At 51.0% G+C, this 15,192-nt stretch carries 13 protein-coding genes; 12 read left to right on the top strand and 1 reads right to left on the bottom strand.

What is annotated here, in order from left to right:
• Positions 1-66: 66 nt before the first annotated feature.
• The 5 genes from PJDR2_RS28265 (at position 67) to glmS (ending at position 7,202) form a co-directional block, all read left to right on the top strand.
• Positions 67-699 (top strand): zf-HC2 domain-containing protein, encoded by a 633-nt coding sequence (locus tag PJDR2_RS28265; RefSeq protein WP_015847178.1) that lies wholly within the window; start codon positions 67-69, stop codon positions 697-699.
• A 207-nt stretch (positions 700-906) separates the two neighbouring features.
• A complete protein-coding gene (gene cdaA / locus PJDR2_RS28260) occupies positions 907-1,761 on the top strand; it encodes a diadenylate cyclase CdaA (RefSeq protein ID WP_015847177.1) in 855 nt (284 codons plus the stop codon).
• Positions 1,754-3,226 (top strand): YbbR-like domain-containing protein, encoded by a 1,473-nt coding sequence (locus tag PJDR2_RS28255; RefSeq protein WP_015847176.1) that lies wholly within the window; start codon positions 1,754-1,756, stop codon positions 3,224-3,226. Before cdaA ends, PJDR2_RS28255 begins: the two co-directional genes overlap by 8 nt.
• A gap of 127 nt (positions 3,227-3,353) precedes the next feature.
• The gene (glmM, locus tag PJDR2_RS28250) at positions 3,354-4,694 is read left to right on the top strand and encodes a phosphoglucosamine mutase (RefSeq protein ID WP_015847175.1); all 1,341 of its coding nucleotides are present in this window, start codon (positions 3,354-3,356) and stop codon (positions 4,692-4,694) included.
• A gap of 675 nt (positions 4,695-5,369) precedes the next feature.
• Positions 5,370-7,202, top strand: coding sequence for a glutamine--fructose-6-phosphate transaminase (isomerizing) (gene glmS, locus PJDR2_RS28245; RefSeq protein ID WP_015847174.1), 1,833 nt, complete (start codon positions 5,370-5,372; stop codon positions 7,200-7,202).
• Between the two features lie 97 nt (positions 7,203-7,299).
• Here glmS and PJDR2_RS28240 read toward each other — a convergent pair whose 3' ends face one another.
• On the bottom strand, positions 7,300-8,010 hold the full coding sequence (locus tag PJDR2_RS28240) for an SDR family NAD(P)-dependent oxidoreductase (RefSeq protein ID WP_015847173.1): 711 nt from the start codon (positions 8,008-8,010) through the stop codon (positions 7,300-7,302).
• 102 nt (positions 8,011-8,112) lie between these two features.
• Here PJDR2_RS28240 and PJDR2_RS28235 point away from each other — a divergent pair, with 102 nt between their 5' ends.
• The 7 genes from PJDR2_RS28235 (at position 8,113) to PJDR2_RS28205 (ending at position 15,154) form a co-directional block, all read left to right on the top strand.
• Positions 8,113-8,472: a MerR family transcriptional regulator gene (locus PJDR2_RS28235; RefSeq protein ID WP_015847172.1), complete on the top strand. Its 360-nt coding sequence runs from the start codon at positions 8,113-8,115 to the stop codon at positions 8,470-8,472.
• Positions 8,473-8,541: 69 nt separating this feature from the next.
• Positions 8,542-9,408, top strand: a complete 867-nt coding sequence (locus tag PJDR2_RS28230) for an RCC1 domain-containing protein (RefSeq protein WP_015847171.1) — start codon at positions 8,542-8,544, stop codon at positions 9,406-9,408.
• Between the two features lie 17 nt (positions 9,409-9,425).
• Positions 9,426-10,130, top strand: a complete 705-nt coding sequence (locus PJDR2_RS28225) for an SMI1/KNR4 family protein (protein ID WP_015847170.1) — start codon at positions 9,426-9,428, stop codon at positions 10,128-10,130.
• 28 nt (positions 10,131-10,158) lie between these two features.
• A complete protein-coding gene (locus tag PJDR2_RS28220) occupies positions 10,159-10,506 on the top strand; it encodes a VOC family protein (RefSeq protein WP_015847169.1) in 348 nt (115 codons plus the stop codon).
• Between the two features lie 275 nt (positions 10,507-10,781).
• The gene (locus PJDR2_RS28215) at positions 10,782-11,633 is read left to right on the top strand and encodes a helix-turn-helix transcriptional regulator (RefSeq protein WP_015847168.1); all 852 of its coding nucleotides are present in this window, start codon (positions 10,782-10,784) and stop codon (positions 11,631-11,633) included.
• A 63-nt stretch (positions 11,634-11,696) separates the two neighbouring features.
• Entirely contained in the window at positions 11,697-13,505 is a 1,809-nt protein-coding gene (locus PJDR2_RS28210) for a cache domain-containing sensor histidine kinase (protein ID WP_015847167.1), read from the top strand.
• Complete coding sequence (locus PJDR2_RS28205; protein ID WP_015847166.1) at positions 13,505-15,154, top strand: response regulator transcription factor; 1,650 nt, start codon at positions 13,505-13,507, stop codon at positions 15,152-15,154. Before PJDR2_RS28210 ends, PJDR2_RS28205 begins: the two co-directional genes overlap by 1 nt.
• Positions 15,155-15,192: the final 38 nt, after the last annotated feature.

The following is a 15,192-nucleotide window of genomic DNA, read 5'->3' as shown; positions in this document are numbered from 1 at the left end:
AGCTGTACGTACTCTATAAATGTGAAGAGCTTATGCGCGAGCAAACGAAAGAAAGGACTGGCTGCTATGAATTGCAACGTCGCGGTTGTATGGATGCATGATTATTTGGACGGCGATCTTCCGCGTGAAGATGCGCAAGAACTAAAAAATCATTTGCACTCATGTCCCGCTTGCCTGGCCCGCTTTGAACAGCTGGAGAAAACGGAAGCGATGATGCTGGGTACACTTGAGCATACCGTTTCCATTCCCGATTATGATAAATCAGCTCTGACTGACCGTATTATGGCGCAGCTGCCAAAACCGGCAAAAACAAAAGAGCGTCGCGGCGTGCTCCGGTTCATCTATAAGTATCCGGGTCTTACGGCTGCCGCGTTGTTCGTGCTTGTCATGCTTGGCAGCTTCACTTCGATATGGGAACAGGATTCTAAGCTGATTGTATCCGGAGAAGATCTGCAGCAGGTTGTTATTAACGGAAACACGGTTACGGTACCGGAAGGTGCCCATGTGAAGGGGAATCTGGTTGTCGAGAATGGAACGGCTGATGTGAAAGGCGAAGTGGAAGGCAATGTAACGGTCATCGACGGCAGCCTCAATCTGGCATCAACTGGGTACATTGCAGGACAAAGCCGGACCATTGATCAGGCGCTAGACTGGTTCTGGTACAAAGTGACGGAAACGTTCAGCGGATTGGCTTCTTAGGACGAACTGCCTCTCTTGCAGAGAGGCAGTTATTTTTTTTATGAAAAAAAGGGTTTCGAAGTGCAATTCTAGAAAAGAATAAAGTTGAGTCCAAAAAAACGTATGATGGAGCGCAATACGTTTCGCGGGTGAAATATAGGCGGAAGATAGAGAAATCTTAGACTTACTTAAATGATGAGTTGTCGTCGGCAGTTTGGGGGTTGATCTATGAATTACTTCAATGATTTGACTTGGAATGGCTGGATAAAGGACATTATTGATATCGGCATCGTCAGTTATATTATCTATAAATTGATTTTGCTGGTGAGAGGCACAAGAGCAGTCCAGCTTTTGAAAGGGATTCTAGTCCTGGTTGGTACCTGGGCGATAAGTACCTGGTTTAATCTCTATACGCTGAAATGGCTGATGAACCAGATGTTTACTTTTGGCGTCCTGGCGGTATTTATTATTTTCCAGCCGGAGCTTCGGCGCGCGCTTGAGCAATTGGGACGCGGGAAGCTGTTCGCCCGTACGTCTACGTTGGAGCGGGATATTATAGCCGAACAGGTCGAGAGCGTTATGAAGGCTGTTCAGCATATGGCTCAGCGGACCATCGGGGCATTAATTGTTTTTGAACGAAACACGGGAGTCAGCGAGCTGATTGAATCCGGGATCCAGATGGAATCGCGGATAACGTCAGAGCTGCTCATAAATATTTTTACGCCAAATACGCCACTGCACGACGGGGCGGTTATTATCCGGGGCAATCAGATTATGGCCGCGGGCTGCTATTTGCCGCTCTCGGAAAATCCGTTTATCAGCAAAGAGCTGGGGACGCGCCATCGGGCAGCTATCGGGGTAAGCGAGGTGAGTGACGCCATCGCGGTTATCGTGTCGGAAGAGACGGGACAAGTCTCCCTTGCGATTAACGGAATGATTGTCCGCGATATTAAGGAAGAATCGCTTATTTCCAAGCTGTTTGAAGAGCTGACGCCGAAACAGACGAGCGGCAAGGAGCGGGCAACCGTATCCTCGTTCTCTTTCTCCTCGTTCTGGAAGCGGAAAGGAGGCCGCGATGGATAAGTGGTTAAGTCATCCGACGATACTTAAGATACTTTCTGTGGCGATTGCGCTGGTTCTATGGGGAATGGTCCATTTTGACCCGGAATCGACTCCGGCCACGGTGACTTCCACGATGGATACAAAAGTCATCGAGGCCGCCTCGGTTATTCCGACCGGACTGGATGAAACGAAATATGCACTCGTAAATGTAGAACCTACCGTTGTCCGGCTGGTCGTAGAAGGACGCAAAGCTAATCTGTTGACGATGAAAGACGAGGATTACGCGGTGCATCTGGATTTAAGTCACGTGACGCCAGGCGAGCATGTGGTGCCGCTGACCTATGATTTACCCAAGGGCATTAGTCTGATTGAAATGTCGCCGCGTTCCGCTACAGTGGATATTGTAGAAATCGAGACGAAGACGTTCGAGCTTGGGGTCGCAACGGAAGGGACGCCTGCGAACGGTTATATTGCCGGTACGCCAACGGTGAAATCGGGAACGATCGTAAACGTTACTCTGCCGAAGGACGAGATGGCTCTTGTCGGGGCTGTGCGTACAACCGTTGATATCGAAGGCTCGGAGAAGAACGTTGTGAATAAAAAAGCACAGGTTGTTGTCTACGATACGGAAGGCGAAGCGATGGAACATGCCATAATACGCCCTTCAACGGTAGAGGTTGAAGTGCCGGTAACTCCACCGCTCAAGACGATGCCGCTGCAGATCAGCTACACGGGCAGTCTGCCGGATGGACTAAGCGTCAGCTCGGTAAAGGCGGATATCGATAAAGTCGCCGTATACGGGGATCAGAAGCTGCTGGATTCCATGGATACCTATACCGGCGGCGTGACGGTTGATTTGTCAAAGATCAAGGAATCCGGTACGGTCAAAGCGAAGGTAACGGCGGTTGGCGACGTGAAGATGGTCGAGCCGTCAGAGATTAACGTGGAGGTTGCGGTTGTGCCTTCCCAGACGCTGACGCTGGACCGGAGCGTAATCTTGAATGATTTGCCCGATGGGCTGAAGGCTGCCTTTAAGGATCCCGCAAACGGCCATATTTCGATAACGGTTCGCGGCGCGCCCAATATGCTTGCGGCTATTCAAGCTAATGATGTGCGGCTTATAGCGGATCTAAGCGATGCCAAGATTGGTCAAGCCACGTTTCCGCTTCTTGTGAAGCTGCCGCGGTTTATAGACCTGGCCGATGAATCGCAGAAATTTACACTTACGCTTGATATTGCGGACAAAAACGCCCCTAGCGGGAACAACACGGACGGGGGCAGCAATAATGGCAACGGGGATGTCCCGGCCGGCGGACAGCCGGAGGATACGCCTTCGCCGCCGCAGGATACGAATACGGGAGCAGGAAATGGTTCCGGCAACGGCACCGGAAATGGCTCCGGGAATGGCTCGGGCACGAATACAGGCTCCAGTCCGGATCCTTCCTCGAGTACAGATACCGAGGCCGACCCGGATACCGGCCAATAATGAATGAGAGCATGGAAGCGGGAAAAGCGGTAATTAATAGTAGTTCATAAGCAGCCTCAGATGGAGTAGGATATGGAATAGGCCATTTGCAGCAGCAGATTTAACGACAAAAGGGGCATGAGAAACGATGGGGAAATATTTTGGTACGGACGGAGTGCGCGGAGTAGCCAATCAGGAGCTGACTCCGGAGCTTGCTTATAAAATCGGCCGCTGCGGCGGTTATGTATTAACAGGACAGGCGGATAAGCCTAAAGTCGTTATCGGCCTGGATACGCGGATCTCGGGTCCGATGCTGGAGGCTGCTCTTATTGCGGGTCTTCTGTCGATTGGCGCAAGCGTTATTCGTCTTGGCGTTGTATCGACACCTGCGGTTGCGTACATTACGCGCGAGCTAAAAGCGGATGCGGGCGTTATGATCTCGGCTTCGCATAACCCGGTTCAGGATAACGGCATTAAGTTCTTTGGCGGCGACGGCTTCAAGCTGTCAGACGAGACGGAGCTTGAAATCGAGCGTCTGATTGATGCTGAAGTGGATGAACTGCCACGTCCAATCGGCGGCGATATCGGTACGGTAACGAACGACGATCAGGCGAAGTTCCGTTATCTCGATTACTTGAAAACAACGATTAAAGGCGATTTCGGCGGCATCAAAATCGTTCTCGATTGCGCGCATGGCTCTGCATACGAGCTGGCGCCAAAAGTATTCCGCGAGCTTGGCGCGGAGATTATTACCGTAGGTGCAGAGCCGGACGGGCGCAACATCAATGCGGGCGTTGGTTCGACTCATCCGGAATATTTGCGCGAGCAGGTTCTGGCTCATGGCGCGGACCTAGGTCTGTCGTTTGACGGCGATGCCGACCGTCTGATCGCGATTGACGATAAAGGCGAAGAAGTAGACGGCGACTACATCCTGTGCATCTGCGGCGATGCGATGAAGCGGGCAGGCAAGCTGCATAACGATACGATTGTTACAACCGTTATGGCGAACATCGGATTCTTCAAAGCGACGCAGCGCCTTGATCTGAATACGGCGCAAACGGCTGTCGGCGACCGCTACGTAATGGAAGAAATGCGCCGCGGCGGCTTTAACCTGGGCGGCGAACAGTCCGGCCATGTCATCTTCCTTGACTACAACACAACCGGCGACGGTATTCTGACAGCTCTGCAGCTGGTGGATACACTCGTGGCATCCGGCCAGAAGTTAAGCGGGCTAAAAACGCTGATGAGCAAATATCCGCAGGTGCTGGTGAACGTTCGCGTAGCGGATAAGAGCCTGTACGCGGGAAATGAGGCAATCGTTAACGCCGCTGAACAGATTGAGAAGGAGCTTGGCGATAACGGCCGTGTGCTTGTTCGACCTTCCGGTACGGAGTCTCTAATCCGCGTTATGGCGGAAGGCCCGGATAAGGACCAGATCGAGGAGTATGTGGCGCGAATCGTAAATGTCGTGAAAGAGCAATTAGGCTAAACGTTAGCTGGCTTAAAGCCTTTGCATACAAATGCGAAAGTCTCCACGATTCCGTGGAGACTTTTTCATGCGCGGCTAGGCAAATGAATATATAGGTAATGTAAGGGAATTCATTTTTATGAAAAGTTGGGGCAAATGTATGACAAGGCTTGGGCAATTCGTACGAGAAGGCGGATATTGTTAAGGGAAAATAAGGGCGTTGTTCGTCCTGCGCCTAAAGTTCAGGTTGCGAAACAAGTCGAAAGTGAATATGATAGGAAGTATGATTCAAGCAGGAAAGAGAGGATAGAGGTTAACATTCACGTTTTATAAGCGCCAGAGCTTCAAGGGGGATGACGCCTTCCAATCTTATTTATAAGAATGGGGAAGGGTCACACGAGGAAGCTGACGAGGTGAAGGTGTTCGAATTATTCGGCGGGGACCTTCCGGTTATAGCAAAGCCAACCGAAAGCCGATACGCAAAAAGATTGGGCGACCGATCTCACAAACGTCCGGCAGGCTGCACTTATTGTTCATTTAATATTTCGAGGGTTTTACAAACATGCTCCCGTATGTCTATGGTGCCGCCTGAGAGGCTGGCACGGGCAAAAGGGAAAATAACGCCTGTGCCGCATATAGGCTGGCAGCCATAGTCATAGTGGGGAGACTACTATTGATTATCGGAGGTCTTTATATATGTGTGGTATTGTAGGATATATTGGTAAACGTGATTCTCAGGATATTTTGATCGAAGGACTTAAGAAGCTGGAATACCGCGGTTATGACTCCGCCGGTATTGCGGTATTCACAACGAACGGACTGGAGATCAAGAAATCCAAAGGCCGTCTGGCTGTCTTGGAGGATAAACTGCGTGATGAGCCGCTCGCCGGGTCGGTTGGCATCGGTCATACGCGTTGGGCTACTCATGGCAAGCCATCGGACGTTAATTCGCATCCTCATACGGATAACTCGGCGAAGTTCTCGGTCGTGCATAACGGCATTGTCGAAAACTACCTGGATCTGAAAGATGAGTTGATGGCGAAAGGACATCGTTTTGTGTCGGAGACGGACACAGAGGTTATCTCGCATTTGGTTGCCGACGAATACGACGGCAACATTGTCGAAGCGGTACAACGTGCCGTAAAACGCATGCGCGGCGCGTTTGCGCTTGGCGTATTGACAGAATACGAACCAGAACGTCTGGTTGCGGTTCGTTTTGCAAGCCCGCTTGTTATCGGCGTCGGCGAAGGCGAGAACTTTATCGGGTCGGATATTCCGGCAATTTTGGAGCATACTCGAAATGTATATATCTTGAACGACGGCGAAATGGCTGTATTGACACGCGATAGTGTCGAACTCATGACGACAGAAGGCGAATTTATTTCCAAGGAAATATACCATGTCGATTGGGATCTTGTGACAGCGGAGAAAGCCGGATTTGATCACTTTATGCTGAAAGAAATTTACGAGCAGCCGAAGGCTTACCGTGACACCATGCTGGGCCGCATTGCGGAAGATGGCAAGTCCGTAAACCTGAAAGAGCTGACGATGACGGCGGATTACGTGAAATCGATCCGTAAAGTTCATATCGTCGCTTGCGGCACGGCCTATCATGCCGGCATGGTTGGCAAAACGGTTATCGAATCGCTCGCACGCATTCCGGTTGAAACGGATGTAGCATCCGAATACCGTTACCGCTCGCCAATTATTACGCCGGATACGCTTGTAATCGTAGTTAGCCAATCGGGCGAAACAGCGGATACGCTGGCAGCGCTTCGCGAAGCACAACGCAACGGTGCCCGCGTTCTCGCGATCACTAACGTTGTAGGCAGCTCGGTTGCCCGTGAAGCGGACGACGTGCTCGTTACTTGGGCAGGTCCGGAAATTGCGGTAGCATCGACAAAAGCTTATACATCGCAGCTGATTGCCTTCTACCTGTTTGGTCTGCACTTGGCTACTATCCTTGGCACAAAAGACGAAGCAACCGTTGCCGGCCTCATCGCTGCAATGAACGAGCTTCCGGAACAAGTAGAGAGCATTCTTGAAAATGCTCCGGTTCTGAAGCAAGTAGCAGAGTCGATCTCGCATCATAAGAGCCTGTTCTTCATCGGCCGCGGCGTTGACTATGCAGTCGCGCAAGAAGGCTCGCTGAAGCTGAAAGAAATTTCGTACATTCACTCCGAAGCTTATGCGGCAGGCGAGTTGAAGCACGGTACGCTGGCTCTGATCGAGGACGGTATTCCGGTAATCGCGCTTGTAACGCAAGAAGAGCTGTATGAAAAAACACTGAGCAACATCAAGGAAGTAAAAGCGCGCGGCGCTCATGTCCTGGGCCTTGCAAATGCAGGCAGCGAAGTAGAGGTAGGCAAATCGGTTGACGAATTGTTCGCGATTCCGAAAACGTTGCCGCTTCTGTCACCAGCCCTGTCGGTTGTGCCGCTGCAGCTGATCTCCTACTACGCATCGCTGGCACTTGGCCATGACGTTGATAAACCGCGTAACCTGGCGAAGTCGGTTACGGTGGAATAAGGTTTTACAAGGATGTTTTGAATAATGAAAAGCCAGCAGCCGAAGGGCTGCTGGCTTTTTTGCGATTTTCACGGGCAAGCTGTCCCATCGAATCGGATTACCACGCGATAACGCCTTGCTCATTCAGAAATTCGCCGTTATGCCGCTTACCGTCCGTCGCGTATCCTACGATGATTGCAGCGCCTTCTGCCTTCGATTTACCGCCTTCCGCATTGCCGTTCAGATCGGTCGTCGTGAAACCCGGCGTTACGGCGAACACTTGAGCAACGCTGTTTCTTAATTCATAGGCCATCGATAGGGTCATGGCATTGTTGGCCGTTTTAGACGAGTTATAATCGAAGGCGTTTAACGTGAATTCGGCGTTTTGCATATGGTTAAGGGACGCCATGTCGGTTGATACGTTGACGATCGTGCCTTCGTTATCCTTGATTAACGAAAACAAACGCTGGTTTAAGCGATAGGTACCGAAGAAATTTACTTCAAAAGCGTTACGCAGATCTTCTTCTTTCGTATCCGTAAAGGAGCTGGAAAAAGCGCCCGGCATGCCGGCGTTGTTAATCAGAAGCTTTAACGCCGGATATTTCGTCTTGATTATTTGCGAAGCTGTTTCAATGCTCGTCAAATCAGTCATGTCGATTTGAATCCATTCCGCATCCAATCCTTGAGCGGACAGCTCGGAAACGGCTACATGGCCCCGCTGCGCGTCTCGGGCGCCGAGGACCACCCGCCAGCCTTTTTCGCCCAGCTGTTTGGCGATTTCAAATCCGATTCCTTTATTAGCTCCTGTTACAAATGCGGTCTTTTTCAAAAGTATCCCTCTTTCATGATTGTTTTTTCGTTTCATGATTTAAAGCTTAATATGCTACACTTAGTGTAGGTCAACCAAAAATATATTTACTCGAGGACAACTATGTTTACGATTGGACATGTGGCGAAGGAGACCGGATTGAATATAGGCGCAATTCGCTTCTATGAAAGAAAAGGGCTGTTGGAACCGGCCGCGCGGAACGAACAAAATAATCGACTCTATACCGAGCACGAGCTGAATTGGCTGGTATTCATCAAATGTCTTCGCGAAACCGGAATGAGCGTGGAAGACATTAAGCAATACTATGACATGGTAAAAACCGGAACGGCAACTCTTCCTGAAAGAATTAAGCTCATTCAAGAACAGAAGCAAAAGCTTTTGGACGATATCGAGGAGAAAAAGTCGCAGCTCACTCACTTAGAACATAAGCTTGACCGTTATTATCGCGGTGAGAATTACTAGACGGAGCCCCGGAGATGTTCGAGGCTCATTTTTTATCTGCGGTTATCCTTGGATGATTGGAGGGAGCGAATGCAAGCAGCGTTAAATAGGAAACGGGGGCTTGCCATCGCGGCGGGTTGCCGTCATACGGTTGGTCTTAAGTCGGATGGCACGGTGACTGCCGTAGGCGATCATTCATACGGTCAATGCGAGGTAAACGAATGGCGTGATATCGTAGCGGTTGCGGCCGGTAATGTTCATATGGCGACTAATACGGGGAATGCTCATACCGTTGGCCTTACTTCCGAAGGAACAGTTATGGCTGCCGGGTGGAATAAGCATAACCAATGCGAAGTAAACGACTGGCGCGATATCGTGTCGATAGCGGCCGGCTGGCGTCGTACTTTTGGTCTTAAATCGGATGGTACAGTGATGGCTGTGGGGCGAAATCAGGAAGGCCAATGCATGGTAAGCGCCTGGCGTGATATCTTGGCGATAGCAGCAGGTTACTTACATACGGTTGGGCTTAAATCGGATGGTACGGTAACGACGGCGGGCAATAATCGGTATGGTCAATGCAAGGTCGGTAATTGGCGTGATATCTTGGCGATAGCAGCAGGTTACTTACATACGGTTGGGCTTAAATCAGACGGCACGGCGGTGGCCGCGGGATTGAATAAGCATGGTCAATGCGAAGTAAGCGGTTGGAGCGGGATTGTGTCGATCGCGGCGGGCAGTTATCATACTGTCGGACTTCAATCGGACGGCACGGTAGTAGCTGCAGGAGGGAATGAGCATGGTCAATGCGAGGTAAGCGGATGGCGCGATATCGTGGCGGTTGCCGCGGGTTGCGCTCATACGCTTGGTCTTAAATCAGACGGTACGGTGGCCGCTGCGGGTAATAATGAATACGGCCAATGTGATGTATTCGATTGGAGCGGTATCCAACTGGCGTAATCCAAAGGAGCCTGATTATGATTAATGAGCTTATTGAAAAACTTAATATTACGTTACCCCGTGAAGGATTAGAGGCATTAGAATTTCATCATAAGAAACAAAAAAATCAAAGCTTCTTTTTAAGGTTAATGGATGTAGAAGAAATACTTGAAGTTGTTGACTATATGTCTGACATTGAAGTCCTTCAGGGTCTTGTTCCTTTATGGACGGATGATAACTCGAACTATATTTGCGTCCACGTGCAAGGTGCTTGCAAATACAAGGTAAGTTATATGAACCATGAGGAAACGGATCTATCTCCTAGGTTCAGAAGCATTCGTTCATTTATTGACGAGCTTGAATCAAATTCTGCGTCTGATTGGGATGAATTAAAGAAAGATTATCCGTCAGAGACGGATAACCGGTTGGAGTCGGAAGAAGACTTGAAATGTATATCCGATTTGAACGCATTAATCGGTTCTAACGAGGAATTGAGCGATGAGCTTCGGTGCCAATCTATTTTTGCGATTTTAGCGTTAACGCCGAAAGACCATCTTGATTCCATCGTGAAATATTTAGATGATGAAGATATGTATGTGCAGGAAAGAGCGTGCGAGATCATTGGACATCATAGATATCTCCCGGCTAAAGACAAGCTTACGGAGGTTTCTGAATTCGGAATGCATAATGGGAAAATGGCGGCTCAACAAACATTAGCGAAATTAAGATCAAACGGGAAATAAATCTGATGAGTGACAGGGGATAACTACGATGATCAAAGGTTTCGGAGGAGTATTTTGGAGAACCAAAAATCTTGAAGCGATCAAAAAATGGTACAGCGAAGTGCTGCAGCTTGAAATAGGGGATTGGAACGGGACTATGATCAAAGGCCAACCGGAAAACGAAACGATCTTTTCTTTCTTTTCCGAGGATGACCCTTATTTCCCGACAGATCAACAAGTGATGCTGAATTTCCAAGTCCATGATATGGACGAGACGATTAAGCATCTTGAACAGGTTGGCGTTCCTCTAGCAAAGGAAAAAGAGAGCAGCGAGTACGGACAGTTTATTTGGATTGAAGATCCGGATGGCCGGTTGATCGAGCTTTGGGAGAAGTAATTTAACGCAAGCGATTGTAATTGGGGTTATTAATTGATACGGATAGTAGGTCCAAAGAGGTTGCTCTGATACTCAGAGCAGCCTTTTTTTGTTTCTAAGCGTTAGGATGGTGAAGCCGATTCACTTTAATCGCTGCGAGTAGACGGAAAAAAATATCATTATGTTAGGTTTACGAAATGAAGATCTCATAATATGCTTAGTTATATTGTGGTTCTAATCATTGGACGGAATTATCTATTGTCATTTTGTTAGCTTAAGACGAGGGGATAGCGGACATGAGGGAGTACGATTACGAATATGCGGACTTTATCTACTACACGCCGGGCGAGCTGGACAAAGCAGGCCGGCTGTGGCCGGTAAGGGCGGGAAGATGTCTAGCCAAGCCCCATTATAAGGTTGGGCCAAAACGAATCGAGTGCTACAGCATTCATTTCGTGCGGGAAGGAAGGCTGCGACTCGAATATGAGGGCCGGCAGGTAGAGCTTGCAAGGGGAGACCTCTTCGTCCTATTCCCGGACCGAACGTATTATTACGACATGCTCCCGGCCGAACGGCCGCTCGAGATGCGCTGGCTGGCTATAGACGGAGACCGGGTAGAGGCGCTGCTTCAACTGGCGGGGCTTACGGAGCAAGAACCATTCCGCAGAGGTACCGTCTCTTCTCGGATTGAAGCAGCCGCAGACCGGGCTATCGAAGCGCTGGAGCGGGTTCAGCGCTGGCGGCCGGCAGTGGCCTTGGAGCTGCAAGGGCATCTTTATGGGCTGCTCTCGGCTTTAATGCTGGAAGAGGCCGGGCAGGGACCGGAGCTTGCGAGCTGGATCCACGAATGCGCGGAGTATATGGAGCTCCATGCGACTGAAGGAATTACCGTTCAGCAGGTAGCCGAATTTGCGGGCGTACACCGTTCTTATTTTACTCAAGTATTTACGGAAGAGATGGGGATGCCCCCGATGAAATACATGCAGAAGGTCCGGATGGAGAAGGCTAGACGCCTCTTAATCGATACCCATGCTTCAGTGACGGAGATCGGATTGTCGCTGGGATATCCGAATCTGTATACCTTCACAAGGGCCTTCAAAATGTACTTCAAGGAATCTCCGCTGGCTTTAAGAAAGGCAGAGGCTTAGCCGATTTAGTCCTGTTATTTATGTAAGCGATTGCAATTATCTCCTCAAAAGGAGTTGTCCGAAATGAAGCTGTCCACCCTTAGGCGTTGGGTATCGCCAAGCCTCAGCATTCAAGGCAAAATTTTTCTGGCGTTCAGCCTTGTCGCTCTTCTTTCTATCGTATCGATCTCCGTCATTGTCTATCTCAACATGCGGGAGACGATCAAGTCCAACGCCGTAACTTCGGTATCGGATAGTATCAGGCAAGCCGACGAGTCATTAAACATTATGCTGGAGGAGATTGACCGGCTTAATACGATTGTTGTTACGAACAAAAACACCGTGATCGATACGTTGCTCAGCCCCTCGGAGGAAATCAGCTACGAGTGGTTCCAGGAGCAGAAGCGGATTGAGGAATTCCTGTCGTCTTTAGTCGCGAACAAGCCTTATATTGCTCGGATTGCCGTCGTTAGCCTAAGCGGCAAAGTGTTTTTCACCGGCGGGCCGTGGCTGGACCGAAGCGTACTCGGAACGCCCATGATGGACTATATGCTGCGCAACGGCTCCCGTCATGCCTATTTGAAGCAGACGGGCGTCACGGAGACGATAACGGTCGGCCGCGAAATCCGCTACAACCGCCAGACGATTGGCGTGGTTATGGTCGATCTGAATTACGACTTTATCCGCAAGACATACGGCGTCAGGCCAACCGCAGACAGTATGCTGTATGTGCTTGATCAGCAGGATGAATTCGTGTACCGGTCGGACCACACGCCAAGCTTTGCGCCCTCCGATCAGAAAATCGTCGACATGAAGCGCAAATTTGCGAAGCTTGGCAAGGTTGAGGGCGATGTGGAGGAGAGGGTCATTGGCGGCAGGTCTTATATCGTGGTCAGCCGGCAATCGGACCATACGGGCTGGTCGACGCTGGCGCTTATCCCGACCGATTCGCTGCTCAGCGAATCTGCCCGTCTGCTAAAGCTGATCATTGAAGCTTCGGTGATTGTCCTGCTGGTCGTCCTTATTGGCTCGCTGCAGGTGTCGTCGCGCATTACGATTAATATCCGGCGTCTGAAGTCCATGATGATGCTGGTGAAGGACGGCAACCTGACGTTACCGAAGAAGGAAATCGCTGCAAAGGACGAGGTGGGACAGCTGTACCACGTGTTTATTGGCATGGTGGAGGAGCTGAAGCGGTTATTCGAAGGGATACGCGTAAGCGAGCAGGAAAAGCGGGAGGCAGAGCTGACGGCGCTTCAGGCGCAGATACGCCCTCATTTTCTCTACAATTCGCTTAATACGATCAAATATTTGGCCAAGCTCAACGGGACTCCGAACATAGAGGAGGTATCCGGCTCATTAATCGATTTGATGCGGGGCGTATTGGGCAACTCCAACGAGTATTTGACGGTAAGGGAGGAGCTGGATTACGTGCGCAGCTATATTTCTATCGTCAAATACAAATACATGGAGCCGATCATTGTTCACGAAGAGATTGAAGATCCGTCGTTATTAGACAGCCGCGTGCTGAAGCTTACGCTGCAGCCGATTGTGGAGAACGCGGTTCTGCACGGAATCGGCTCGCGGGAGCAAGGCGGCTTCGTCACGATACGGGTATACGAGGATAACCGCGATCTGATGATCGAGGTGACGGACAACGGCAAAGGAATGACGCCGGAGCAGATGGAGCAACTGCTGGGCGGACAAGGGACAAAGCCGACCTCTTCCCGGTTCAGCGGAATGGGCGTGCGCAACGTACACGAGAGAATCGTCCGTTCGTTTGAAGCCCCTTACGGCATCAGGCTGTATAGCGAGCCTGGCCTGTATACGAAGGTCGAAATTCGTTTTCCCAATATGCGGGGCCAGGCAGGCGCCGAACAAGAGGTGAGCTAATGATGTATCGCGTGTTATTGGTAGACGACGAGCCGCTCGTTCGCAACGATCTGCGGTCTTTATTGGATTTTCGCGCACATGGCTTCGAGATCTGCGGAGAAGCTCAAAGCGCGGAGACGGCATTGGACATGATTGGGGAACAGCGCCCCGACGTGGCGATCCTCGACGTCAACATGCCGGGAATGAACGGCGTGGATTTGAATCGGACGATCAAGCAGCGGTATCCTGCCGTTCAGACGATTATGCTCAGCAGCTATGACGATTACGATTACGTTCGGGACTGCCTGAAGAACGGTTCGGTCGATTATTTGCTAAAGCACCGGCTGGACAAGGATACTTTGCTGGCGATGCTTGAAAAAGCAGTTCAGGCGGGTAAATCATCCGAAGCCGCAAGTGAAGCCGACGAATCATCCCACTTCAATGCCGAGTTGGTCCGGAGCCAAATCTCTGACCTCGCAAGAGGCAAGGCGGAAGCAGCGAGGGAGCTGGAAGGCAGCATCAGGCGTTACGGCATGTACCCGCAGGCGGATTTGTATGCGGCAGCGGTCCTGCAGATCGTACCGTTCCTGCTGCTGACGGAATCCAATACCGACGTGCAGACGAACCGGCTGGTTCAGCAGGTTGTCGAGCTTATGCAGCAAAGCCTGGGAGACGCGCGCGAGCGCACGGCCGCTTACGTGGAGGACGGGCGGATCGCCGTCGTGTTTGCCATACGGGAGCGAAGCGAGCACGCAGCCGCAAGCGAAGCGGCCAGAAGCATGAGTAAGCTTGGCCATGCGCTCGAAATGTACTTGAATTTGAAATCGACCTATGCGGTTGGACATGTATGCAACAGCCTGTCGCAGCTTGGGGGAAGCTACGCCTCCGCGGAACGGGCGCTTGATGCGACAACCCGAGCCGCTAACCCAAATGCAGAACGCGGAAAAGGCACGCGGGAGAGCCGCGTCGCGCTTACGATCGAAGAGCAGAAGCAGCTGCTGCTTGCCATCGAAAGATTGGACGGGCAAGGCGCGCAGCGTTTAATCGCTTCGGTATTCGAACCGCTTCGCGGGCTTCCTTTGCATTCGCACGCGGTGCAGATAACGGTCAGCGAGCTGCTCCATATCGGCGATAAGGCGTTAAAAAAGGGGAACCGGTCTCCGCTTGGGACAACGAAGGATGCCGATCGTCTGCCGCCGCGCGGCGAGCTTAATCGTCTTGGAGGCGTCGGCGAGCTGGAGAAATGGCTCCAGTCGTTTTACGGCGTACTGCTGATTCTGCTTAAGGAGCATCACGCGACGGGCAGCTATTCCCGCCATGTATCCCAGGCGATCGGCTTTATTTTGGAGCGGTATTCCGGCATCGTGACGCTGGAGCTTGCCGCAGGCTTCATCGGCTTAAACGCTTCCTATCTGAGCCGGATCTTCAAGGACGAGACGCAGTCGACGTTCTCCGAATACGTGAACCGGGTACGGGTCGACGCGGCGCGCAGGCTGCTGGAAAGCGGCCAATATACCATCAAGCAGGTCAGCGACCAGGTGGGCTTTACCACGCACAACTATTTCTTCAAGGTGTTCAAGGAAGTGACGGGCATGACGCCGCAGGCGTATTGGAACAGTCTCGGAGACGGCAAGGCAGCGGCAAAGGAAGTCGTAAAATATGTGGAGTAAATAGTCATATAAGTGTAACTCGGCGTAACCGGCCGTAT

Source organism: Paenibacillus sp. JDR-2 (genome assembly GCF_000023585.1).
Classification (GTDB): Bacteria; Bacillota; Bacilli; order Paenibacillales; family Paenibacillaceae; genus Pristimantibacillus.
This window is presented reverse-complemented; position numbering and strand designations above follow the sequence as displayed.

Excerpts from the sequence above, each read along its gene's own strand:
- PJDR2_RS28265 (WP_015847178.1), top strand. The coding sequence starts at position 67 with ATGAATTGCAACGTCGCGGTTGTATGGATGCATGATTATTTGGACGGC.
- cdaA (WP_015847177.1), top strand. The coding sequence starts at position 907 with ATGAATTACTTCAATGATTTGACTTGGAATGGCTGGATAAAGGACATT.
- PJDR2_RS28255 (WP_015847176.1), top strand. The coding sequence starts at position 1,754 with ATGGATAAGTGGTTAAGTCATCCGACGATACTTAAGATACTTTCTGTG.
- glmM (WP_015847175.1), top strand. The coding sequence starts at position 3,354 with ATGGGGAAATATTTTGGTACGGACGGAGTGCGCGGAGTAGCCAATCAG.
- glmS (WP_015847174.1), top strand. The coding sequence starts at position 5,370 with ATGTGTGGTATTGTAGGATATATTGGTAAACGTGATTCTCAGGATATT.
- PJDR2_RS28235 (WP_015847172.1), top strand. The coding sequence starts at position 8,113 with ATGTTTACGATTGGACATGTGGCGAAGGAGACCGGATTGAATATAGGC.
- PJDR2_RS28230 (WP_015847171.1), top strand. The coding sequence starts at position 8,542 with ATGCAAGCAGCGTTAAATAGGAAACGGGGGCTTGCCATCGCGGCGGGT.
- PJDR2_RS28225 (WP_015847170.1), top strand. The coding sequence starts at position 9,426 with ATGATTAATGAGCTTATTGAAAAACTTAATATTACGTTACCCCGTGAA.
- PJDR2_RS28220 (WP_015847169.1), top strand. The coding sequence starts at position 10,159 with ATGATCAAAGGTTTCGGAGGAGTATTTTGGAGAACCAAAAATCTTGAA.
- PJDR2_RS28215 (WP_015847168.1), top strand. The coding sequence starts at position 10,782 with ATGAGGGAGTACGATTACGAATATGCGGACTTTATCTACTACACGCCG.
- PJDR2_RS28210 (WP_015847167.1), top strand. The coding sequence starts at position 11,697 with ATGAAGCTGTCCACCCTTAGGCGTTGGGTATCGCCAAGCCTCAGCATT.
- PJDR2_RS28205 (WP_015847166.1), top strand. The coding sequence starts at position 13,505 with ATGATGTATCGCGTGTTATTGGTAGACGACGAGCCGCTCGTTCGCAAC.